The 22,265-nt window shown below is 71.7% G+C and carries 22 protein-coding genes; 6 read left to right on the top strand and 16 right to left on the bottom strand.

The window, feature by feature from the left end:
* Positions 1-231: 231 nt before the first annotated feature.
* Positions 232-441, bottom strand: a complete 210-nt coding sequence (locus tag OG599_RS25090) for a hypothetical protein (RefSeq protein WP_266709608.1) — start codon at positions 439-441, stop codon at positions 232-234.
* 438 nt (positions 442-879) lie between these two features.
* Entirely contained in the window at positions 880-1,161 is a 282-nt protein-coding gene (locus OG599_RS25085; RefSeq protein WP_327178220.1) for an acylphosphatase, read from the bottom strand.
* Between the two features lie 166 nt (positions 1,162-1,327).
* On the opposite strand from OG599_RS25085, the gene OG599_RS25080 reads away from it, so the two are divergent.
* The 3 genes from OG599_RS25080 (at position 1,328) to OG599_RS25070 (ending at position 5,992) form a co-directional block, all read left to right on the top strand.
* Entirely contained in the window at positions 1,328-2,260 is a 933-nt protein-coding gene (locus tag OG599_RS25080; RefSeq protein ID WP_327178219.1) for a CAP domain-containing protein, read from the top strand.
* Between the two features lie 289 nt (positions 2,261-2,549).
* A complete protein-coding gene (locus OG599_RS25075) occupies positions 2,550-3,767 on the top strand; it encodes an IS110 family transposase (protein WP_327178218.1) in 1,218 nt (405 codons plus the stop codon).
* 212 nt (positions 3,768-3,979) lie between these two features.
* Positions 3,980-5,992, top strand: coding sequence for a lamin tail domain-containing protein (locus OG599_RS25070; protein WP_327178217.1), 2,013 nt, complete (start codon positions 3,980-3,982; stop codon positions 5,990-5,992).
* A gap of 102 nt (positions 5,993-6,094) precedes the next feature.
* On the opposite strand, the gene mutM is transcribed toward OG599_RS25070, so the two are convergent.
* The 9 genes from mutM to OG599_RS25025 all read right to left on the bottom strand — a co-directional run bounded on the left by mutM (position 6,095) and on the right by OG599_RS25025 (position 15,622).
* On the bottom strand, positions 6,095-6,952 hold the full coding sequence (gene mutM, locus OG599_RS25065) for a bifunctional DNA-formamidopyrimidine glycosylase/DNA-(apurinic or apyrimidinic site) lyase (RefSeq protein ID WP_327178216.1): 858 nt from the start codon (positions 6,950-6,952) through the stop codon (positions 6,095-6,097).
* A 157-nt stretch (positions 6,953-7,109) separates the two neighbouring features.
* Positions 7,110-7,934, bottom strand: a complete 825-nt coding sequence (gene rnc, locus OG599_RS25060; RefSeq protein WP_327178215.1) for a ribonuclease III — start codon at positions 7,932-7,934, stop codon at positions 7,110-7,112.
* A gap of 19 nt (positions 7,935-7,953) precedes the next feature.
* Positions 7,954-8,127: a 50S ribosomal protein L32 gene (gene rpmF, locus OG599_RS25055; protein WP_003965982.1), complete on the bottom strand. Its 174-nt coding sequence runs from the start codon at positions 8,125-8,127 to the stop codon at positions 7,954-7,956.
* A gap of 2 nt (positions 8,128-8,129) precedes the next feature.
* Positions 8,130-8,738, bottom strand: coding sequence for a YceD family protein (locus tag OG599_RS25050; RefSeq protein ID WP_327178214.1), 609 nt, complete (start codon positions 8,736-8,738; stop codon positions 8,130-8,132).
* Between the two features lie 250 nt (positions 8,739-8,988).
* A complete protein-coding gene (locus OG599_RS25045; RefSeq protein WP_327178213.1) occupies positions 8,989-10,131 on the bottom strand; it encodes a cell division initiation protein in 1,143 nt (380 codons plus the stop codon).
* A gap of 97 nt (positions 10,132-10,228) precedes the next feature.
* A complete protein-coding gene (coaD, locus tag OG599_RS25040) occupies positions 10,229-10,708 on the bottom strand; it encodes a pantetheine-phosphate adenylyltransferase (protein WP_327180177.1) in 480 nt (159 codons plus the stop codon).
* 26 nt (positions 10,709-10,734) lie between these two features.
* Entirely contained in the window at positions 10,735-11,319 is a 585-nt protein-coding gene (gene rsmD / locus OG599_RS25035) for a 16S rRNA (guanine(966)-N(2))-methyltransferase RsmD (RefSeq protein WP_327178212.1), read from the bottom strand.
* A gap of 168 nt (positions 11,320-11,487) precedes the next feature.
* Entirely contained in the window at positions 11,488-13,797 is a 2,310-nt protein-coding gene (gene recG, locus OG599_RS25030; RefSeq protein WP_327178211.1) for an ATP-dependent DNA helicase RecG, read from the bottom strand.
* A 115-nt stretch (positions 13,798-13,912) separates the two neighbouring features.
* The gene (locus OG599_RS25025; RefSeq protein ID WP_327178210.1) at positions 13,913-15,622 is read right to left on the bottom strand and encodes a DAK2 domain-containing protein; all 1,710 of its coding nucleotides are present in this window, start codon (positions 15,620-15,622) and stop codon (positions 13,913-13,915) included.
* Positions 15,623-15,881: 259 nt separating this feature from the next.
* On the opposite strand from OG599_RS25025, the gene rpmB reads away from it, so the two are divergent.
* Positions 15,882-16,067: a 50S ribosomal protein L28 gene (rpmB, locus tag OG599_RS25020; protein WP_030928661.1), complete on the top strand. Its 186-nt coding sequence runs from the start codon at positions 15,882-15,884 to the stop codon at positions 16,065-16,067.
* Between the two features lie 137 nt (positions 16,068-16,204).
* Here rpmB and thiD read toward each other — a convergent pair whose 3' ends face one another.
* Entirely contained in the window at positions 16,205-17,011 is an 807-nt protein-coding gene (thiD, locus tag OG599_RS25015; RefSeq protein WP_327178209.1) for a bifunctional hydroxymethylpyrimidine kinase/phosphomethylpyrimidine kinase, read from the bottom strand.
* A gap of 132 nt (positions 17,012-17,143) precedes the next feature.
* A complete protein-coding gene (locus tag OG599_RS25010; RefSeq protein ID WP_327178208.1) occupies positions 17,144-18,115 on the bottom strand; it encodes a thiamine-phosphate kinase in 972 nt (323 codons plus the stop codon).
* Between the two features lie 272 nt (positions 18,116-18,387).
* Between OG599_RS25010 and OG599_RS25005 the strand changes: the two genes are divergently transcribed.
* Both OG599_RS25005 and OG599_RS25000 read left to right on the top strand, forming a co-directional pair.
* Entirely contained in the window at positions 18,388-18,621 is a 234-nt protein-coding gene (locus OG599_RS25005; protein WP_327178207.1) for an Lrp/AsnC ligand binding domain-containing protein, read from the top strand.
* 20 nt (positions 18,622-18,641) lie between these two features.
* On the top strand, positions 18,642-19,124 hold the full coding sequence (locus OG599_RS25000) for a DUF3515 domain-containing protein (RefSeq protein ID WP_327178206.1): 483 nt from the start codon (positions 18,642-18,644) through the stop codon (positions 19,122-19,124).
* A 57-nt stretch (positions 19,125-19,181) separates the two neighbouring features.
* On the opposite strand, the gene OG599_RS24995 is transcribed toward OG599_RS25000, so the two are convergent.
* Genes OG599_RS24995 through OG599_RS24985 form a run of 3 tightly spaced genes read right to left on the bottom strand, consistent with a single transcriptional unit; the run spans position 19,182 to position 22,151 of the window.
* Positions 19,182-20,357, bottom strand: a complete 1,176-nt coding sequence (locus OG599_RS24995) for a D-alanine--D-alanine ligase family protein (RefSeq protein WP_327178205.1) — start codon at positions 20,355-20,357, stop codon at positions 19,182-19,184.
* A 34-nt stretch (positions 20,358-20,391) separates the two neighbouring features.
* Entirely contained in the window at positions 20,392-21,402 is a 1,011-nt protein-coding gene (locus OG599_RS24990) for an NAD(P)H-dependent glycerol-3-phosphate dehydrogenase (protein WP_327178204.1), read from the bottom strand.
* Positions 21,399-22,151, bottom strand: a complete 753-nt coding sequence (locus OG599_RS24985) for a lysophospholipid acyltransferase family protein (protein WP_327178203.1) — start codon at positions 22,149-22,151, stop codon at positions 21,399-21,401. Before OG599_RS24985 ends, OG599_RS24990 begins: the two co-directional genes overlap by 4 nt.
* Between the last annotated feature and the right edge of the window lie 114 nt (positions 22,152-22,265).

Below are 22,265 nucleotides of genomic sequence, written 5' to 3'. Positions count from 1 at the left end.
GACGCCGAAGCGTCCCTGGTGAAGCGTGGAGCTCTTCCGAACCCGCGCCCGGGCCGCGGTCCTGTGGTTCAGGTCCACGGATCGTCCCGCACGGCGGACCAGTGGCCGGACAGCCGTGATCGCACGCGATCACGAAGTCCGGTGCCGCCGATCCGCGGTGAAGAGATCCAGAAATGCTCCCGGGCCGCTGATGAGGAGTGCGGGCCCGGCCGGCCCCCTGCGGGCGACCGGTCAGGTCAGAGCGGGCTCTGCCTGGGGTACATCGATGTCGATGCCGTCGAGCAGCGACTGGTGCTGGGCGGCGGCGTTGAGCGCGTCGTTCTCGTCCTGGATCCGTACGAGCTCGGATTCCAGGTCTTGGACGCGCTTCTGGAGCCGTCGCATCTCGGCGAGGAGTCGCGGGTCGGAACCGCCGACGTAACCGAGAAGCGCCTTTGCCATGATGGATGGTCCTCCACACTGAGTGACCGACCGAAGCGGTGTGGGTCGTGAGGGAATCGCACCCGCGGTGCCCGGCAGTGCTCTTGATCATCACTGCGGTTGCTGCGGAAACAGCCCTGTCGAACAGCTGAGGTGCGCGGGGATTTCAGAGTCTCACCAAAAAGTTTGACGGTCAACACGATCACACCCCGTGGGCGCCGCCATCCCCGGGACGGCCCTCCCGGCGATCACGCGGACCATCGCCGCCCGCCGGTCGCCGGACCCCGGCGATCTTGGCCAACCGGGTAGCCTCGCATGCCCGGAGACCTTTGGCAACAACGGGGTGTCCCCGGCCTCCGCCGCAGGTCACTCCGGGTGCCACCACCCCGGCGCGCACCACGGCGGCGCGACGCGAGCGTCGCGCGGAGGGCACCCGGAGCGGGATGTCCCGTGCGCCGGTCACCGGATGGCGAACCCGTCGTAGCCGCCGCGCGGGGTGTCCCAGATCTCAGTCGCTCCGTCCACGCGTCCGGGCGTGTCGTCGGAGCGCAGCCACTCCAGCAGACGGTGGCAATTCTCACGTGCTCCCTCGGCGACGACCTGCACCCGGCCATCGTCCAGATTGAGGGCGAAGCCGACCAGCCCTCCGATCTCCAAAGCGTTTGCCCTGGTGAACCAGCGGAACCCTACTTGCTGTACTCGGCCGCGTACCCACACCACGAGTCGTGCATCTTCGCTCATACGGGAACGCTAACCGGAGCGGGCCGCCCGAAGCCTCTCGCGGCCGATCCGTCATGGCGTACAGTCCGGTCGCAATGACCTCACCCCATCGGGTGAGCACCACGGACTCGGCTACGCCCCCGGAGACCTCGGGGGTGGCCCGAACGGCATGAGGAAGGCACAGCGCATGGGACGCCACCGACGATCCGCCGCAGGCCCCGCCGCTGACGAAACCACCCCGGTGCCCTCCGGAGGACGGCACGGCGGCCGTACCCGCCGGCCGAAGCGCCGGGTGCCCCTGCCGGTACGCGCCGGGCTGCTCGGGATCTCCGCGGCGGTGGCGGTCGGCGCGGTCGCGGCCGCCTCCGGCATGCTCCCGGGCGGGGCGACGTACGGCCTGAGCGACAGCTCGCACGCCGACCGTGCCGACCGCGCCGACTCCGGCGGCGCCCCGGACCTGCTCACGCAGGGCACCGCGAGCGCCGACCCGGCGGGCCGTACCGCCACCGCCACCGCCACCCCGGCGAGCCGGGGCAGCGAGCGCCCCGCGGCCCCTTCCAAGTCGGCCACGCCCTCCGCCTCCGCGTCGCCCACGGAGAAGACCGCGAGCCCGACGCCGTCGCCCACCCCCTCCGTGACGAGGACGACCGCCGCCCCGGCCCCGACGAAGTCCACCGCCCCCGCGGCACCGGCGCCCACCACCGCGGCGGCCCCCGCGACCGAGGACCCGAAGCCGGCCGCCGGCACCTCCGTCCAGACGCAGGTGCTGACCCTGGTCAACCAGGAGCGCGCGAAGGTCGGCTGCAGCCCGCTGACCCTCAGCTCCTCACTGACCTCGCTGGCCCAGAGCTTCAGCCAGGACATGGCGGCCCGTGACTTCTTCGACCACACCGACCCGGACGGCGACACCCCCTGGGACCGCGCGGCGACGGCCGGGATCACCGGCCTCGGCGGCGAGAACATCGCCCGCGGCCAGGCGGACGCGCAGGCCGTGATGGACAGCTGGATGAACAGCGAAGGCCACCGAGCAAACATTCTCAACTGCGATTACACGACCATGGGCCTCGGCGTCTACATCGCCGACGGCGGCCCGTGGTGGACGCAGGACTTCGGCTTCTGAGAGGCCGGCCCAGCGAGTCCTGCCCCCCCCGTTATGTTTTTCGCGGTCCTGCAACGGGGCCGCTGGCCTCCGGGCCCGGCATGACTGTGTCCCCCTGTCGAAGACATGACCTGGGGGGTGGTGTCACCGGGTCCGGGGGTGTTCGTCGGAGACGCTGATCAGAGGTCCGGCCACCGTCCGGTCCGGCGCAATGCCGGACAGTTCGCGGACGGCAGGTCTGCATAACGTGGATGCGCGAGCACGACACCCGAGCCGAGGCCGGCACCGTCAACACCCCCGGAAGGGCGCGATGTTCGAGATTCGAGACGTGGGCGTGTTCCTCGGCCTGGACGTCGGCAAGTCCGCCCACCACGGGCACGGGCTCACCCTGGCCGGGAAGAAGATCTTCGACAAGCCGCTGCCCAACAGCGAGCCGAAGCTGCGGGCCGTGTTCGACAAACTGTCCGCGAAGTTCGGCACCGTCCTGGTGATCGTGGACCAGCCCGCCTCCATCGGCGCCCTGCCCCTGGCCGTCGCCCGCGACGCCGGCTGCCGCGTCGCCTACCTGCCCGGCCTGGCGATGCGACGGATCGCCGACCTCTACCCCGGCGAGGCCAAGACCGACGCCAAGGACGCCGCCGTCATCGCCGACGCCGCGCGAACCATGCCGCACACCCTGCGCTCGCTCGAACTGACCGACGAGATCACCGCCGAACTGACCGTGCTGACCGGCTTCGACCAGGACCTCGCCGCCGAGGCCACCCGCACCAGCAACCGGATACGCGGCCTGCTCACCCAGTTCCACCCGTCGCTCGAACGCGTCCTCGGTCCCCGCCTGGACCACCGGGCCGTCACCTGGCTCCTGGAGCGCTACGGCTCCCCGGCCGCCCTGCGCAAAGCCGGCCGACGCCGCCTCATCGAGCTGATCCGGCCCAAGGCCCCCCGCATGGCCACACGGCTGATCGACGACGTCTTCGACGCCCTGGACGAACAGACCGTGATCGTTCCCGGCACCGGCACCCTCGACATCGTGGTCCCGTCCCTGGCCCGCTCGCTCGCCGCCGTCCACGAACAGCGCCGGGCCCTGGAAGCCCAGATCAACACCCTGCTGGAGGCCCACCCTCTTTCCCAGGTCCTGACCTCGATGCCCGGCGTCGGTGTCAGGACTGCCGCAGTCCTGCTGACCACCGTCGGCGACGGCACCAACTTCCCCACCGCCGCCCACCTCGCCTCCTACGCCGGCCTCGCCCCGACCACCCGACAGTCCGGAACCTCGATCCACGGTGAACACGCGCCCCGAGGCGGCAACCGGCAGCTCAAACGCGCGATGTTCCTCTCCGCCTTCGCCTGCATGAACGCCGACCCGGCCTCCCGGACCTACTACGACAAACAGCGAGCCCGCGGAAAAACCCACACCCAAGCCCTCCTCCGCCTCGCCCGCCAGCGCATCAGCGTCCTGTTCGCCATGCTCCGAGACGGCACCTTCTACGAATCCCGGACACCGAAGGACATCGAACTCGCCGCATAACCCCGCCACCCCGAACCACCCCAAACCCGACAGGGATGCCTTGACGAACGACATAGAGGCCCCCCCCCGCACCCCCGACGGTCCGCCGCTGCCGGGGGTGCGGCGCGGTCCGGGGCGACGACAGGGGCGCGTTCCGACGTTCCGACGACAAGCGTGTGGAGTTCAGCCGGAGTCCACGCCGATTCAAGAACGGGTCGCGAGAATGCGGCCTCGTGCCTACCTCACCCACGCGTACCCGCGTCGCCACTGCACGCGCCGCGGCTCTGACGCTCTCCGGACTCCTCATCACGGGAGTGCTGGCCGCCCAGCCCGCAGCCGCTGCGGATCCGACCGGCTACCCGAACGTCCGGATCAACGAAGTCACCTCGTCGAACGACGACACCGTGGAGCTGTACAACAGCGGCTCGGCCGCCGTGAGCATCAGCGGCTGGAAGATGTCCGACGACAGCTTCTCGCCGCAGTCGTTCAGCCCCTCCTCCTCCACGATCCCCGCCGGCGGCTTCGTCACCTTCGACTCACCGAAGGGACTCGGCGACTCCGACAAGCTGGTGATCTACACGGCCGGCGGCACGGTGGTCGACCGCGTCGAATGGGCGACCGACAAGGCGAAGCCGGCCATGGCGCGTTGCGGCGGTGACGGCACCGGCGCCTGGGTGACCGCGGTCTCGTCGTCCACGTTCGGCGCCTCCAACGCCTCCGGCTGCCCCGCGTCGATCCCGGCGGCGAGCCGGGTGCGGATCAACGAGGTCACCTCGAACGGCTCCGACACCGTGGAGCTGTTCAACGGCGGAACGAGCGCGGTCAGCGTCGGGTCGTGGAAGTACTCCGACAACGACACCTCCCACTCCCCGGTGTCGGTCTCGTCCTCCTCGCCGAGCGCGAGCAGCATCCCCGCGGGCGGCTACCTCACGTTCGGCTCCTCCACCGGACTGGGCGACAACGACTCCGTCCTCCTCCTCGACGGCAGCGGCAACACCATCGACTCGGTGACCTGGGCGACCGACGGCGCCAAGCCGTCGGCCGAGCGCTGCGCCAACGGCAGCGGCTGGTTCCGGACCGCCACGACCGCGACGCCCGGCACCGCGAACTCCTGCTCGGGCACCACCGGTGGCGGCGACACCGGCGGTGGTACCGGTGGCGGCGGCACCGGCGGTGGCACCCCGGCCGGCGAACTGCTGGGCGGCGGCGGTTCGCTCACCAGCGGCTGCACCCCCGAAGCGGCGTCCGGCACAGGTTCCAAGCCGTCGGGCACCCTGGCGTGGCCGGGCGGCGCGAACGTCACGATCGCCGACAACGTCTGCGCGTTCACCACGTCCACCGGCCCGGAGGGCCGGGACGTGAGCGGCCTGGCGTTCGACCCGGCGAACCCCTCGGTGCTGTGGGCGGCCAAGAACAAGAACTGGCTGTACAAGCTGGTCAAGAGCAACGGCAAGTGGATACCGGACACGACCTGGAGCTCGACGGGCAAGCAGATCCGCTTCGCGGGCGGCTCCGGCGAGCCCGACGCCGAGGGCCTGGCGGTCGGCGGCAACGGCCACGTCTACGTGACCTCCGAGCGCGACAACACCAAGAACACGGCGCCCAAGGACACGATCCTGGAGTTCGACCCGACGGCGTCCGGCTCGACCCTGACGCCGGTCCACCAGTGGGACATGACCAAGCAGTTCCCTCAGCTGGACACCGGCGACAAGGACGACGCCAACCTGGGCTTCGAGGGCGTCGGATACGTGCCGGACACCTGGCTGACCGCGAACGGCTGGGTCGACCCGCTCACCGGCGCCGCCTATGACCCGGCGGACTACCCGCTGCACGGGTCGGGCCTGTTCTTCGCCGGACTGGAGTACGACGGTTCGCTGCACGTCTACGGTCTGAACTCCGACGGAACCTTCACCACCTTCGCGACGATCACGACCGGCAAGGCCTCCGTGATGGACGTGACCTTCGACGCCGGCACCCAGCGCCTCGTCGCGACCTGCGACAACACCTGCGGTGAGACGCACACCTTCATGAAGGTCAACGCCTCCGGCTCGATCGTGCCGGACGTGACCTACACGAACCCGGCCGTCATGCCGACCGACAATCTGGAGGGCTTCGCCATCGCGCCTGCCTCGACGTGCGTCAGCGGCGTGCGCGAGGCGGTCTGGAGCGACGACGGTGTCTACGGCTTCGGCTCGGGCAGCTCCTCCTACGGCCACGCCCTCTACAGCGGCACCTTCCCCTGCTGAACCCCGCCGACCACGGCAGACGGCCGCCCGGGACCCCATCGGTCCCGGGCGGCCGTCGTCGGGGCGGACGCGCGGTTCGCGCGGCACCGTGCGGATCCCGGCTCACCGCTCCCGCGGCACCCGCTGGCAGTTCGGGCAGAAGTAGCTGGAGCGGTTCATCCAGGGGCGGCGGCGCATCGGGGTGCCGCAGCGGTGGCAGGGTTCGCCCTCGCGGCCGTAGGCGTCGAGGGAGCGGTCGAAGTAGCCGGATTCGCCGTTCACGTTGACGTACAGGCTGTCGAAGCTGGTGCCGCCCTGGGCGAGCGCCGCGTTCATCACGTCCCGGACGTGGCCGAGCAGCTCGGCGGACTTCGTGCGGGTGAGGGTCGCGGTGGGGCGGTCGTAGTGGAGCTTCGCGCGCCAGAGCGCCTCGTCCGCGTAAATGTTGCCGACACCGCTGATCAGCGACTGGTCGAGCAGCGCGCGCTTGACCGTCGTACGGCGCAGGCGCAGCGCCGTGTGGAAGGCCGCGTCGTCGAAGGCGGGGTCGAGGGGGTCGCGGGCGATGTGCGCGATGACGTCGGGGAGCCCGTCCGGGGTGGTGGGGTGGAGCGAGAGCCCGCCGAAGGTGCGCTGGTCGACGAAGCGCAGATCGGTGCCGAGGGTGTCGGCGAAGCGCATCCTGATCCGCAGATGCTTCTCGGTCGGGGCGTCGTCGGGCCGCACCAGCAGCTGACCGCTCATGCCGAGGTGGCCGAGGAGGGAGACGGGCGCGTCCTCCAGCGGGATCCACAGGTACTTGCCGCGCCGCATCGCCGCACCGAAGCGCGTGCCGCGCAGCCGGGCCGCGAAGTCCACCCCGCCCGCGAGGTGCCGGCGCACCGCGCGCGGGTGGAGGACCTCCACCTCGGAGACGGTCCGGCCGGCGACCCAGCGCTCCAGACCCCGGCGTACGACTTCGACCTCGGGCAGCTCGGGCACGGTGACGCTCCTCCAGGGACACCAGGGGACCAGGGGACCAGAAACACGGAAACGCACGGAACACACGCACGGAAACGCACGTAGGGAAACGCACCGAACCGGGCGGGAAATGCCGCGACCCCCCGGCGCACGAGGCACCGGGGGGTCGCGAACGGGGTCAGGCCGGAGCGACGTCCGTGTTCTGCGGGGGTTCGGCAGGGGTGTCGGCGGCCCCTGCGTCGGCCGCGGACTTCTCCGCGGTCGCCCTCGCTTCGGCGGCGGCGCTGATCTCGCGCCAGGCGGACTCGGCCGCCTGCTGCTCCGCTTCCTTCTTGCTACGACCGGTGCCGGTGCCGTACGAGACACCACCGACGCGAGCTGCAGCAGTAAAGATCTTCTCGTGGTCCGGGCCGGTCTCCGTGACGAGGTACTCGGGGACTCCGAGACCCTCGCTCGCGGTGAGCTCCTGGAGGCTGGTCTTCCAGTCCAGGCCGGCGCCGAGGTTCGAGGACCTGTCGATGAGCGGGTCGAAGAGCCGGTGAACCAGCTCCGAGGCCGCGTCGAGGCCCTGATCGAGATAGACCGCGCCGATCACCGCTTCAAGGGTGTCGGCGAGGATGGAAGCCTTGTCCCGGCCACCCGTGCCCTCTTCACCGCGGCCGAGCCGGATGAAGGAACCGAGTTCGAGGCCGCGGCCCACTTCCGCCAGTGCACGAGAGTTGACCACCGCGGCCCGCAACTTGGCCAGCTGGCCTTCGGGCAGGTCGGGGTGGGTGCGGTACAGCGTGTCCGTGACCACCAGGCCGAGCACCGAATCCCCGAGGAATTCGAGCCGCTCGTTGGTGGGCAGACCGCCGTTCTCGTACGCGTACGAGCGGTGGGTCAGCGCACGCACCAGAAGGGCGGACTCAAGGTGATACCCGAGCCGCCCTTCCAGAAGCGTGTGGGACGAGGCTGTGTTGACGTTGTCTGCCTGCTTCTTGGCGTGGGACAACTCAGACATCGGGCCTCTCACCAGCCACTCAGACTTCGAGGACCTGGCGCTTGTTGTACGTGCCGCAGCTCGGGCACGCAATGTGCTGGAGCTTCGGCTCCTGGCAACGCTCGCACGAAACCAGGGTGGGGACCGCAGCCTTCCACTGCGACCGGCGGTGGCGCGTGTTGCTGCGCGACATCTTCCGCTTCGGAACAGCCACGGCTACTTCTCCTGCTTCTCGTCGACGCCAGGTTCGGCGCCGCCCATGTTGTCCTTCTCGCCGTCCTGAACGGTCTCGGCGAGTCCTTGCAGTGCCGCCCACCGGGGGTCGGCGGCATCGTGGTGGTGGCCAGGATTCTCGTCCAGCCTGATTCCGCATTCGGAACACAGGCCGGCACAGGTCTCCGTGCACACCGGCTGCATCGGCAGTGCGAGCACTACCGCGTCACGCAGCACTGATTCGAGGTCGAACAAGCCGTCCTCAAGGAAAAACTCGTCCTCGTCGTCCTCGGCGTCGTCGGCCGGGTCCGCCGCCTTGCTGCGGCCCCGGTCGTCGGCGTCAGGGTACGAGAACAGTTCCTGGAAGTCCGCTTCGACCTCGAAGGTCAGCGGCTCCAGACACCTTACGCACTCCCCCTCGGCGGTCGCACGGGCGGTGCCTGTGACGAGCACCCCTTCCATGACCGATTCGAGGCGGAGGTCCAGCGCCAGCGGCGCGCCTTCCGGCACTCCGATGACCCCGTCGATACCCAGATCCCTCGGTGCCTCCACCGAGCGGGTCAGCCGCTTCAGGGCACCGGGACGCCGACCCAGCTCGTGCGTATCGAACACGAGAGGATTGCGGTGGTCGAGGTGGCCGTTCAGGGCTTCTCCTGCTTTCGAGATTCGTGTGCATCGCACTGCGTCGGGAGGGGCCGGCCGTTCCGGAGTCGAAACGGGCAGCCGGGATCGCGGAGATACGCGCGACCGAGGAGCCAGGATACTTGACGTACCGCTCAGCACCCAATCCGGACCGGTCGGGCAGGCGGAAGCCGTGCGGCGCCGGGGTCGGCGGCCGGTCAGTGACCGGGTCGGGGGCCGGTCAGTGGCCCTGCTCGTACCGGCGCAGCTGCTCCAAGTCGATCATGCTGGTGTCGAAGAAGCTGGTCTCGTCGAGCGCCGGCTGCGACTGCTGGGGCAGCTGGGCCTGGGGCTGCTGGTCGGCCCAGCCGTACTCGGGCCGGCCGGTCTGGCCGTCCTGCGCGATCTGGCCCTGCTGCGGCTGGTAGGCGTTCGGGTCGTACGCCTGCTGCTGGTAGGCGTACACGTCCTGCTGAGGCTGCTGGTAGCCGTCCTGCTGTGGCTGCTGCTCGTAACCGTCCTGCTGCGGCTGCTCGTAGCCGTACGAGTCCTGCCGGCCCGGCTGCGGGTAGTCGTAGCCCTGGGCGGCGGCCTGGGCGTACTGGGGGCGCGCCGGGTAGTTCGGGGAGGCCTGCGGCGGCTCGGGGTCGGCCAGCTCGGCGAGGCCGGCCAGGTAGTCGGCGTCGCTGGTGTGGCCCTGGGCGCCCGCGGCGTCCTGGGCGGCCATGTGCGCGCCGAGGTCGTCGGTGGCGACCCGGCCGTGCAGCTTCTGCCGGCCGCGGCCGACCGCTTCCAGGGTTTTGCCGAGGACGGCCTCGAAGGCGCCGAGCTTGGTGTCGACGTACTCGTCGGCGCGGCGCCGGAGCGTCTCCGGGTCGGCGCTGCGCTCGGGGGCCTCGGCGTAGTCGGGGTCCTCGTAGCCCTGCTCGTCGACGCCCTCGCTCCGGCCGAGCAGCTTCTCGCGGCCGCGGTCCACCGAGCCGATGGTCTTGGTGAGGACGACCTCGAAGTTGGCGAGCTTGCTGTCGACGTACTCGTCGGCCTCCGCCTTGACCTCGGCGGCCTCGCGGCGGGCCTCGGTCAGGATGCGGTCGGCCTCGTCCTGGGACCGTACGACGACCTCGGTGCCGGAGATCAGCGAACCGCGCTCGGCGTGGGCGGACTCGATGATCCGCTCCGCTTCCTGGCGCGCCCGGTCGACGAGCTGCTCGCTGCCGCCGATGACCTCCTCGGCGTGGGCCAGTGAGCCGGGCAGCGCTTCGCGGAGCTCTTCGAGCATCCCGAGCAGATCGGCGCGGTTGATCACGCACGAGGCCGACATGGGCATGGACCGGGCGTTCCCGACCGCCTCGACGATCTCGTCGAGCTTCTTCTGCACGTCCACCGTGTGCTCGCCACTCTCTGCCGCTGTTGGAGACGGACGGGACGACTGTAAGGCCAGTCGGCTCCCGTCCGACACCGGGTGACGGTCCCTCAGGCGGTCACTTCCGCTCCAGCCGCTCCTGGAGCGCCGCGTGGACGGTCTCGGGCAGCAGGTGGGAGACGTCTCCGCCCCAGGTCGCGACCTCCTTGACCAGTGAGGACGACAGGAAGCTGTAGGTGGGGTTGGTGGGGACGAAGAGCGTCTCGACACCGGAGAGGCCGTTGTTCATCTGGGCCATCTGCAGTTCGTAGTCGAAGTCGCTGACCGCCCGGAGCCCCTTCACGATGGCGGGGATCTCCCGCTGCCTGCAGAAGTCGACCAGCAGGCCGTGGAAGGACTCGACCTCGACGTTGCCGAAGCCGGAGGTGACCTCGCGGATCAGCTCGATCCGCTCGTCGACGGTGAACAGCCCTTTCTTGGACTGGTTGATCATCACCGCGACGTGCACGACGTCGTACAGCTTCGAGGCTCGGCCAATGATGTCGAGATGTCCGTTGGTGATGGGGTCGAACGACCCCGGACAGACGGCGCGGCGCAACGTGATTCCCTCGCTCCCGGGTCCGGTCATCGTGCGTCTTCGCACATGGAGGCGGCGCGACCGTACCAAAGGGTCGCTTCGCCGTAACGGCGGGACCTCAACGGCTCGAAACCCTCCGGCCAGCCGAATTCCCCGCCTCTGGTGGCTCGTTCCACGGTGACGAGTGCGCCCTCGGCAAGCCAGCCCCGCGAGCCGAGTGTGAGGAGGATCTCCCGAAGATCGTCGTCGGTGACGACGTAGGGCGGGTCCAGGAAGACCACGTCGTACGGGTCGGCGGGCGCCGGTCCGGCGACCGTCTGTTCGGCCTTGCCGGTACGGACCTCGGCGCCGGGCAGGCCGACGGCGCGGACGTTCTCGCGGACGGTACGGACGGCCTTCGGGTCGGCCTCCACGAGCAGCGCGTGGACCGCGCCCCGGGAGAGCGCTTCGAGACCGACCGCGCCGGAGCCCGCGTACAGGTCGGCGATCCGGACGCCGTCGAGCGTGCCGAGCAGCGCCTCCCAGGTCGAGAAGAGGCCCTCGCGCGCACGGTCGGAGGTGGGGCGGGTGCCGTTGCCGGGCGGTACGGCCAGGCGGCGTCCGCCGGCCGAGCCGGCGATCACGCGGGTCATGGGAGTCGGTCCTCGGGTCGCGGGACGGTACGCGGGGGTCGCGTGCCGCTGGGGCCTCTCGTTCGCACCGGGCCGGGCTCGCGGGCCGGCACGGTCCGGACGAAGGACCCTGGTCCCACGATATGGCGTGCGGGCGGCGCGGACCCGGGCACCTCCCCGGCCGTCGGGTCATCCCTTGTCGAGGAACTCCTCACGATCCTTGTCCAGCAGGGCGTCCAGGGCGGTCCGCAGCTCCGGGAGACCGGTCAGCTCCGGGTCGGCGGCGACGATCCGGGTGGCCTCGGCGCGCGCGGCGGTGATGATCTCCTCGTCGTCGATGACGGTGAGCATCCGCAGCGAGGAGCGGACGCCGGACTGGGCCTGGCCGAGCACATCGCCCTCACGGCGCTGTTCGAGGTCGATCCGGGAGAGCTCGAAGCCGTCCAGGGTGGCGGCGACCGCGCCGAGCCGGGCGCGGGCCGGGCTCGCCTCGTGGGCCTCGCTGACCAGCAGGCAGAGCCCTGCGGCGGAGCCCCGTCCTACCCGGCCGCGCAGCTGGTGGAGCTGGGAGACGCCGAACCGGTCCGCGTCCATGATCACCATCGCGGTGGCGTTGGGGACGTTCACGCCGACCTCGATCACGGTGGTGGCCACCAGCACGTCGACCTGGCCGGCGGCGAACCGGCGCATCACGTCGTCCTTGTCGTCCGGGTTCATCCGCCCGTGCAGCACCTCGATCCGGAGCCCGGCGAGCGGTCCGGCGGACAGCCGGGCCGCCACGTCGAGCACGGCGAGCGGCGGCCGCTTGTCGCCGTCGGAGCCGCTCGGAGCGCCCTGGGCGTCCGGTTCGCCGGATTCCTTCCCGGCGGCCCGCGCGGTGGCCTTCGCGCCCGTCTTCGTACCGGCCTTCGTACCGGCCTTCGCGCCGCCCTCGGCTCCGGACGCCGGCTCCTCGGGGTCGTCACCGATGCGGGGGCAGACCACGTACGCCTGGTGGCCGCCCTCCACCTCCTCGCGGACGCGTTCCCAGGCGCGGGCGAGGAAGTGCGGTTTGTCGGCGGCGGGCACGACGTGGGTGGCGATCGGCGAGCGCCCGGCGGGGAGCTGGTCGAGGACGGACGTCTCCAGGTCGCCGAAGACCGTCATCGCGACCGTGCGCGGGATGGGTGTGGCGGTCATCACCAGCAGGTGCGGCGGCTGCCTGCCCTTGGAGCGCAGGGCGTCGCGCTGTTCCACACCGAAGCGGTGCTGCTCGTCGACGACGACGAGACCGAGGTCGTGGAAGGACACCTTGTCCTCGATCAGCGCGTGGGTGCCGATGACGAGTCCGGCCTCGCCGGTGGTCAGGTCCAGCAGCGCCCGGCGGCGGGCCGCCGTGCCCATGGAGCCGGTCAGCAGGACCACCTTCGTGCCGAGCGCGGAGCCGCCGAGCATCCCGCCCTCGGCGAGGTCGCCCATCATCTCGGTGATGGAGCGGTGGTGCTGCTGGGCGAGCACCTCGGTGGGGGCGAGCATCGCGGCCTGCCCGCCGCCGTCCACGACGGCGAGCATCGCGCGCAGGGCGACCATGGTCTTGCCGGAGCCGACCTCGCCCTGGAGCAGCCGGTGCATGGGGTGTTCGGTGGCGAGGTCGCCGAAGATCTCGCCGGACACCTTCTGCTGGCCCTCGGTGAGGGTGAACGGCAGCCGGGCGTCGAAGGCGTCGAGGAGCCCTCCGGGGGCCGGGCGGCGGGCGACGGCGGGGAGCTGGGTGTCGGCGTACCGGCGGCGGGCCAGCGCGGTCTGGAGGACGAAGGCCTCGTCCCACTTCAGCCGCTCCCTGGCGTCCTCGATGTCCGCCTTGGTCTGCGGCCGGTGCACCTTGACCAGGGCCTCGGGGAGGGAGACGAAGCCGCGTCCGTCCCGCAGCGCGGCGGGCAGCGGGTCGACGGCCTCCTGGGCACTGGGCAGCACGGTGTCCACGGCCTTGGCGATGCGCCAGGAGTCAAGCTGCTTGCAGGCGGGGTAGAGGGGCAGCAGGCGGCCCGCGAAGGCGTCCACGGCCTCGCGCACGCCGGCCTCGCCCTCGGGCGCCTCGGCGTCGAGCAGCTGGTACGTGGGGTGGGCGAGCTGTGTCTTGCGGTTGAAGACGCCGACCTTGCCCGCGAACATCGCCCGGCGGCCGGGGAGGAGTTCCTGGTGCGGCTTGTGCACCCCGTGGCCGAAGAAGACGAGCTGGAGCCGGCCGCTGCCGTCGGTGAGGGTGACCTCCAGGCGTTTGCCGCGCCCGTTGTTGAAGCCCAGCACCCGGGCGTCGGCGACCTGGGCGACCACGGTGACGTGTTCGTCCAACGGGAGGTCGGAGAGCGGGGTGAGCCGGCCCCGCTCCTCGTACCGTCGCGGGTAGTGGTGCAGGAGGTCGCCGACGGTGTGCAGGCCGAGGTGTTCGGCCATCACCTTCGCGGTGGCTCCGCCGAGCAGCTTCTTGAGGGGTTCATCGAGCGCGGACACGGGTTCCATTGCACACCACACCACCGACAGTCGTCCGGCCGGAGTGCCCGGGGCGTGTCCGGCGGCGGGGCGGCGTGGGCCTCGGGGCGTGTCCGGCGGCGGGCCGCCCGGGCGGGGCCGAGCGCTACTCGACGCCGATCAGCAGCGGGGTCCCCGGGTGCCCGCCCCGGTAGACCGTGGTGTCGACGGCCAGGTGCCCTTCGCGTACGTACGCCTCCAGCGCGTCGCCGAGGGTGTCCGGTACGTGTTCGCCGAGCACGAGGGTGACCAGCTCGCCGCCGGCGGCGAGCATCCGGTCGAGGACGGTGCGCGCGGTGCCGGGGAGGTCCGCGCCGATGACGGCCACGTCCCCGTCGATCAGGCCGAGGATGTCGCCGGCCTGGCAGATGCCGGCGGTGGTCCACGACTGCCGTTCGGCGACGGCGAGTTCGGCGTGGCGGGTGGCTCCGGCGGCGGCGGTCATGGCGACGACGTCCTCGTCGAAGCTGCGGCCGGGCTCGTGGACCGCGAGGGCGGCGATGCCCTGGACGACGGCGCGGGTCGGGATGACGGCGACCCGGATTCCGTCGGCCCTGACCTGCTCGGCGGCGACGGCCGCGACGTGGCGCAGGTTCGCGTCGTTGGGGAGCAGCACGACCTCGCGGGCGTGGGCGCGGCGGATGGCCTCGACGAGTTCACCGCTGGCGGGCGGCTTCCCGGGGCGCACGAGCACGGTGACGGCGTCGGCCTCCTCGCAGAGACCGCGGAGTTCCTCGCCGGGGACGACCACGACCACGGAGCGCGGGGCGGGTTCGGTGTGCGGGTGGACGCGCGCGGCGCCGAAGTGGGTGATCCGGATGCGGTGCGGGCGGCCCGCCTCCACGCCCGCTTCCACGGCGGCTCCGGCGTCGTCGACGTGCACATGGACGTTCCACAGGCCGTCGCCGCCGACCACGACGAGGGAGTCGCCGAGGGTGTCGAGCCGGTCGCGGAGCCGCTCCACCGCCCCGTCCTCGGCCTCCAGCAGGTAGATGACCTCGAAGGCGGGCCCGTCGCCGGGCACCGCCCCGTCCGCGGGGTTCGCGGGGTCGGCGCACGCTCCGGCGCACTCCCCGACGGGGGCGGCGGCGCCCTCGGCCGCTACGGGGAGCGGTCCGGGCGCCTGGCGGGGTACGTGTACGGGGGCCCGCCCGGTCACCGTCTCCAGCAGCGCCCCCAGGACGGTCACCAGGCCCTGGCCGCCGGCGTCCACGACTCCGGCGCGGCCGAGCACCGGCAGCCGCCCGGGGGTCTCCTCCAGCGCCTCGGCGGCGCCCGCGTGCGCCGCCTGGGCGACGGCCGCCAGACCGCTCCCGGCGGCGACCGCCCCGGCGGCCCGCGCGGCCGCGGCGGCGACGGTGAGGATGGTGCCCTCCACGGGGTGGGCGACGGCCCGGCGGGCGGCGGCGGCGGCCTGCGCCAGCGCCCGGGCCAGGTGGTCCGCGTCCCCGCCGTCCGCGAGCACGGCGGCCATCCCGCGCAGCAGTTGGGCGAGGATGGTGCCGGAGTTGCCCCGCGCCCCGATGAGCGCCCCGTGCGCCATGGCGCGTACGGCCTCGGCGCAGGCCGGTCCGGCGGAGGCGGGCCCGGTGGGGAACGGCGCCGAGGGGCCCGCGCCGTGGGCCGCGAAGACGGCCTCGACGGCGGCCCGCGCCGATTCCACGGTGAGGAAGAGGTTGGTGCCGGTGTCCCCGTCGGGGACCGGGTAGACGTTGATCGCGTCGATCGCGGCACGCTCCCGGCCCAGGGCTTCGAGGGCCAGGGAGCACCAGGTGCGTACCGCGACGGCGTCGAAATCGTCGGGGAGTTGCGGCACCTGGGTCCTCCTTGAAGCGGCCGTGTACGGCGGGCTGCACCGCAGGTTAACCCCGGGCCGCCGGTGAGTGGACCGGGACAGGGGGGCGGGAGGGCGGCCTGCGGAACCGTGGTAGTTTCGTTGTACCGAGGCAGCCGTTGTATGGTGTTTCGGTTGCCCGATGAAAGTCGGGCCATTCCTCCGGTGCCGCCACTTCAGTTCGCTGATTCCGGCGCGCCGGAATTCACTGTAAGTGCACCTGAAGTCTTTGGAGTGACCCGTGGCTGCCAACTGCGACGTCTGCGGCAAGGGGCCGGGCTTCGGCAACAACATTTCGCACTCGCACCGCCGTACGTCTCGTCGCTGGAATCCCAACATCCAGCGCGTGCGTGCCGTGGTCGGTCGGACGCCGAAGCGGCTCAACGTCTGCACCTCGTGCATCAAGGCCGGCAAGGTCGCGCGCTGACGTTCCCGTCGTAGCGCAGCCTTCCGGTTGCCCAAAAAGCCGGTCCACCTCGGTGGACCGGCTTTTTGCTGTGCCCGGACGGGGGTCGCCCCGGGCCGGAGGGCCGGGAACGGCCTCCGGCTCCGGGGACGGCGGTCTCATGCCCGCCGGCTCCGCCAGCCGTGGTCGACCGGTCCGATCCCTGCACCGAGCGGGAATCCGCCCTCGATCGCCCCGGTGACGTAGGTCTTCGCGTTCCGTACCGCCGTGGGCACGTTCTGGCCCCGGGCCAGGCCGCAGGCGATGGCCGAGGCGAGGGTGCAGCCCGTGCCGTGGGTGTGCCGGTTGTCGTGGCGGGGTGCACGCAGCCAGTGCTCCTGGTCGCCGTCGGTGAGCAGATCGACGGCCTCGCCGGGCAGATGGCCGCCCTTGATCACCACCCAGCGCGGGCCGAAGGCGAGCACGGCGGCGGCGGCCCGCCGCATGTCGTGCTCCTCGGCCACCTCCACGCCCGTGAGCTGTGCCACTTCGTCGAGGTTCGGGGTGGCGACGGTGGCCAGCGGCAGCAGCTTCGCGCGTACGGATTCCAGGGCCTCGGCGGCGAGCAGCGCGTCCCCGTGCTTGGAGATCCCCACCGGGTCGACGACGACCGGGGCGGCGGTCTCCGCGAGGAGTCCGGCGACGGTCTCGACCAGGGCGGCGGACGCGAGCATGCCGGTCTTCACCGCCTGGACGCCGATGTCGTCGACGACACTGCGGTACTGGGCACGTACCGCCTCGGGCGGCAACTCCCAGGCGCCCTGCACGCCCAGGGAGTTCTGGGCGGTCACGGCGGTGAGCACGCTCATCCCGTGCACGCCGAGGGCCAGCATCGTCTTGAGGTCGGCCTGAATGCCGGCACCGCCGCCGGAATCCGATCCGGCGACGGTGAGGACACGGGGCGGTACGGCGGCAGTTGTGGGCATGGGCCGCAATCTACTTCGGGCGGCGGACACCCGTGCGAGCGGTCCGACGGGCGGACGGACAGTCCGGCGGACGGACGGTCCGACGAGCGCGGCCGGTCCGACGAGCGGGCGGGCGGCCCGCTGGACACCTGCCTACGGGGCGTCCTCGACGTCGCCGAAGTGGTCCCAGCCTCCCCTGCTGGTCCAGGGCGCGCCGTCGACGGTGACCTGGGGCAGGGCGGACGGGTTGAGGACCTCGCCGATCACCTTCCAGCGGGCGGGGAGTTTCACGTCGGGCGGGAAGGTCGCCACGATCGCGTGGTCCTCGCCCCCGGTGAGCACCCACTGGAGCGGGTCGACACCGACCGCCTGTCCGATGTCCGACATCTGGGACGGGATGTCGATGAGTCCGGAACGCAGGTCGATGCGGACCTTGCTGGCCTCGGCGATGTGTCCGAGGTCGGCGACGAGGCCGTCGCTGACGTCGGTCATCGCGGTGGCGCCGAGTCCGGCCGCCGCGGGGCCCGCGTGGTACGGCGGTTCGGGGCGCCGGTGGGCTTCGACGAAGGCGCGCGGCGAGCGGAATCCCCGGGAGAGTACGGCGAATCCGGCGGCGGACCAGCCGAGCCAGCCGGTGACGGCGACGACGTCCCCGGGCCGGGCGCCGCCCCGGGTGACCGGTTCGTGGTTGCGGAGGTCGCCGAGCGCGGTGATCGCGACGGTGATGGTGTCGCCGCCGACCACGTCGCCGCCGACCACGGCCGCCCCGGCGACCTGGCACTCGTCGCGGAGCCCGTCCATGAGTTCGGTCGCCCAGGTCACCGGGAGGCTCGCCGGGACGACGAGGCCGAGGAGGAGCGCGGTGGGCACGGCGCCCATCGCCGCGATGTCGGCGAGGTTCTGCGCCGCCGCCTTGCGCCCGACGTCGTACGCCGTCGACCAGTCGCGGCGGAAGTGGCGTCCTTCGATCAGTACGTCGGTACTGGCCACGACCCTGCGGTCCGGAGCGGCCACGACGGCGGCGTCGTCGCCGGGCCCCAGCCGTACCGCCGGAGTGGTGGTGAGGCGGGCGGTGAGCTCTCTGATGAGCCCGAACTCCCCCAACTCACCCACGGTTCCCTTCACCGGGTGTCACCTCTCGTTCGTCGCACCGGACGTCCGGTGCGGGCTGCTCCGACGTGTCCGCGCACCGGACGCGGCCCTCCCCCGGGCCGGGCCGGTCCGCGGTAGCGGGCGGTCACCGCTGTCTGTAGTGTCGGGAGACACGTCGTTCCGTGTCGCCCGTACGCCACGCTACGGACCTCTCCCGGTCCCCGGGTCTCCCCGCTCCCGCCGGTGACGCGATAACGTGGCGTTCCTCTCCCCCACATGATCCTCGTGGCCGCCCTGGAGGTTCCGTGGTACAGGCGTACATCCTTATTCAGACCGAGGTGGGCAAGGCGTCGATCGTCGCCGAGACCATCGCGAAACTCCCGGGAGTGATCCAGGCAGAGGACGTCACCGGACCCTACGACGTGATCGTGCGCGCCCAGTCCGACACGGTGGACGAGCTCGGCCGCATGGTGGTCGCCCGGGTCCAGCAGGTGGAAGGCATCACGCGAACCCTGACCTGCCCCGTAGTCCACCTCTGACCCCCGTCTACGCTGGTCCGGTGACGTCTTCCCGCCGCCGGTCGCTCAGCCCGTCGTTCCTCGTGCCGTCCGCCGCCGCGCTCCTGGTGGCGGCGGGCTGCTCCGGCGGCTCGCAGCCGTCGGTCGCGGTACCCACTCCGTCCAAGGACGCGGCCGCGTACTGTTCGGCGCTGCACAAGGCGCTGCCGAAGACCGTGGCCGGGCTGGAACGCAGTGATCCCGCACCGGAGTCGGAGCTGACCGCCGGCTGGGGGGACGGGGCGATCGTACTTCGCTGCGGTGTTCCCCGGCCCGCCGCCATGGCGGACGCGGCTTCCAAGGGGATCGACGCGGACGGCGTCAACTGGCTGCTGGAGCAACGCCCGGACGAGGGGCCCCGGTTCACGACGACGTACCGCAAGGCGTACGTCGAGGTCTCCATGGGGACGCGGTTCGCCCACGACGCCAGCCCGCTCGCCGAGTTCGCGAAGCCGGTGCGCGAGACGGTCCCCGACAGTCTCTGAACCACTGCCGCTGCCGTCCCGCCGGCCGGTCGTCGCCGGCCGGCGGGACGTACGCGGTCAGCGCAGGCCGGTGGACCGGGTCAGGGCCGCCTGGAGGAGCCGGTCGACCAGCTCCGGGTAGTCGACGCCGCTCTCCTGCCACATCCTCGGGAACATCGAGATGGGCGTGAACCCGGGCAGGGTGTTGATCTCGTTGATGACGAACTCGCCCTCGTCCGTGAGGAAGAAGTCGGCGCGCACCAGGCCCTCGCAGGAGACGGACTCGAAGGCGGCGACGGCGAGGCGCTGGACCTCGGCGGTCTGCTCCGGGGTGAGCGGGGCGGGCACGAGTCCGGCGGCCGCGTCGATGTACTTGGCCTCGAAGTCGTAGAAGTCGTGCGCGGTGACCGGCGGGATCTCGGCCGGCACGCTGGCGCGCGGTCCGTCCTCGAACTCCAGCACCCCGCACTCGATCTCGCGCCCGCTCAGCAGCGACTCGACGAGGAACTTCGGGTCGTGGCTGCGGGCCTCCTCGATCGCCGCGTCCAGGCCGCCGAGCTCGTCGACCTTGGTGATGCCCATGGACGAGCCGCCGCGGGCGGGCTTCACGAAGAGCGGCCAGCCGTGCTCGCCGGCGAAGTCGACGATCCGCTTGCGGGCGGCGGAGGGGTCGTTCTCCCACTCACGGGGGCGGACGACCAGGTAGGGGCCGACGGGGAGCCCGAAGGAGGTGAAGACCCGCTTCATGTACTCCTTGTCCTGGCCGACGGCGGAGGCGAGGACGCCCGCGCCGACGTAGGGGACGCCGGAGAGTTCCAGGAGGCCCTGGAGGGTGCCGTCCTCGCCGTACGGGCCGTGCAGCACGGGGAAGACGACGTCGACCTCGCCCAGGGCCCGGGGCACCGATCCGGGCTCGCTGAGGACGACTTCGCGGCTGCCCGGGTCCACGGAGAGAACCACGCCGCCCTTCTCCGACTCGGCGAGCGCGTCCACGTCGGGCACCTGCCGGTCGGTGATGGCCATGCGGGCCGGGTCGTCGCCGGTGAGGGCCCAGCGGCCGTCCTTGGTGATGCCGATCGGCAGGACGTCGTAGACGGTCCGGTCGATGGCGTTCAGGACGGCGCCGGCCGTGACGACCGAGATGCCGTGTTCGGAGCTGCGTCCGCCGAACACGACAGCCACGCGCGGCTTGCGGCGCTGCTGCTCAGGGCTCTTCGGACGCTCAGGGCTCTGGGGGAGGTTCTCGCTGCTCATATCGCGATGAGCGTACCTGCTGGTACCGGAGGAGTCAGCGCCGCTCGGGCTTGGCGCTCCGCGACATCAGCTCCTTGACCGCGACGGCGGGCGGCTTGCCCTCGTGGACGATCCCGACGACGGTCTCCGTGATCGGCATGTCGACCCCGTGCCGGCGGGCCAGATCGAGCACCGACTCGCAGGACTTGACACCCTCCGCGGTCTGGCTGGTGGCGGCGACCGCCTCCTGGAGCGTCATGCCCCGGCCGAGGTTGGTGCCGAAGGTGTGGTTGCGCGAGAGCGGCGAGGAGCAGGTCGCCACCAGGTCGCCGAGGCCCGCGAGTCCGGAGAACGTCAGCGGGTCCGCGCCCATGGCGAGGCCCAGCCGGGTGGTCTCGGCGAGTCCGCGGGTGATGAGCGAGCCCTTGGCGTTGTCGCCGAGTCCCATGCCGTCGGCGATGCCGACCGCCAGGCTGATGACGTTCTTGACCGCTCCGCCGAGTTCGCAGCCGACGACGTCGGTGTTGGTGTACGGGCGGAAGTACGGGGTGTGGCAGGCGGCCTGGAGCCGCTGGGCCACCGATTCGTCCCTACAGGCCACGACGGCCGCCGCGGGGCGCCGTTCGGCGATCTCGCCGGCGAGGTTGGGGCCGGTGACGACGGCGATGCGGTCGGCGGAGACCTTCGTCACGTCCGCGATCACCTCGCTCATCAGCTTGGCGGTACCGAGCTCGACGCCCTTCATCAGGGAGACGAGGACGGTGTCCGGTTCCAGGTGCGGGGCCCACTGGGCGAGGTTGGCGCGCAGCGTTTGGGAGGGCACCACCAGCACCGCGAACTCGGCGCCGCGCAGCGCCTCGGCGGGGTCGGTGGTGGCGCGCACGGACGTGGGCAGTTCGGCGCCGGGGAGGTAGCGGGAGTTGGTCCGGGTGGTGTTGATGTCGTCGGCGACCTCGGCGCGGCGGGCCCAGACGGTGACGTCGCAGCCTGCGTCGCCCAGGATCACGGCGAAGGCGGTGCCCCAGGAGCCCGCCCCGAAGACGGCCACTTTGCGCGGGTCGGTCACTGGGAGCCCTTCTCTTCGGCCTTGCGCCGCTGGTTCGCGCGGGCCTTGCGGTGGTCGTACGGCTCGGCGGGAGCCTTCTCGCCGCGCACGGTCTCCAGTTGCTCGGTGATCGCGGCCATGATGACCTCGGTGACCTCGCGCAGCACGTCGGGCGTCGGATCCGAGCCGTAGAAGCGGCTGAGGTCGACGGGCGGTCCGGCCTGCACCCGGAGGGTCTTCCGGGGGAAGAACCGGTACTTGTTCTCCTTGGCGTACGGCGGCATCGCGAGGTTCGCGCCCCACTGGGCGACCGGGATGACGGGCGCGCGGGTCATCAGCGCGACGCGGGCGGCGCCGGTCTTGCCGTTCATCGGCCACATGTCGGGGTCGCGGGTGAGGGTGCCCTCGGGGTAGAAGGCGACGCACTCGCCGTCCTCGATCGCGGCCACGGCGGCGCGGAAGGCGTTCAGCGCGTCGGTGGTCTCGCGGTAGACGGGGATCTGGCCGGTGCCGCGCAGCATCATGCCGACGAACGGGGCGCGGAAGAGGGCGGCCTTCGCCAGGAACCTCGGCACCCGGCCGGTGTTGTACTGGAAGTGCCCGTACGAGAGCGGGTCCACGTAGGAGTTGTGGTTGACGGCCGTGATGAATCCGCCGTCGGCCGGAATGTGCTCCATTCCCCGCCAGTCACGCTTGAAGAGAACCACCAGTGGCGGCTTGGCGATGACCGCCGCCAGGCGGTACCAGAAGCCGATTCTGCGGCGGGACACTCGGACCCCTTTCACTCGGGTTTCTCATCGACCGGACCTGCTGCTCGGCCACGGACGGTCATGTCCCGCCCCAGGCCCCTGCTCTGTCGAGAACACCGTACGCCCCGCTCCCCC

Source organism: Streptomyces sp. NBC_01335, from assembly GCF_035953295.1.
Classification (GTDB): domain Bacteria; phylum Actinomycetota; class Actinomycetes; order Streptomycetales; family Streptomycetaceae; genus Streptomyces.
Note: the sequence above shows the minus strand (reverse complement) of the source record. Positions and strands in the feature narration are given on the sequence as shown.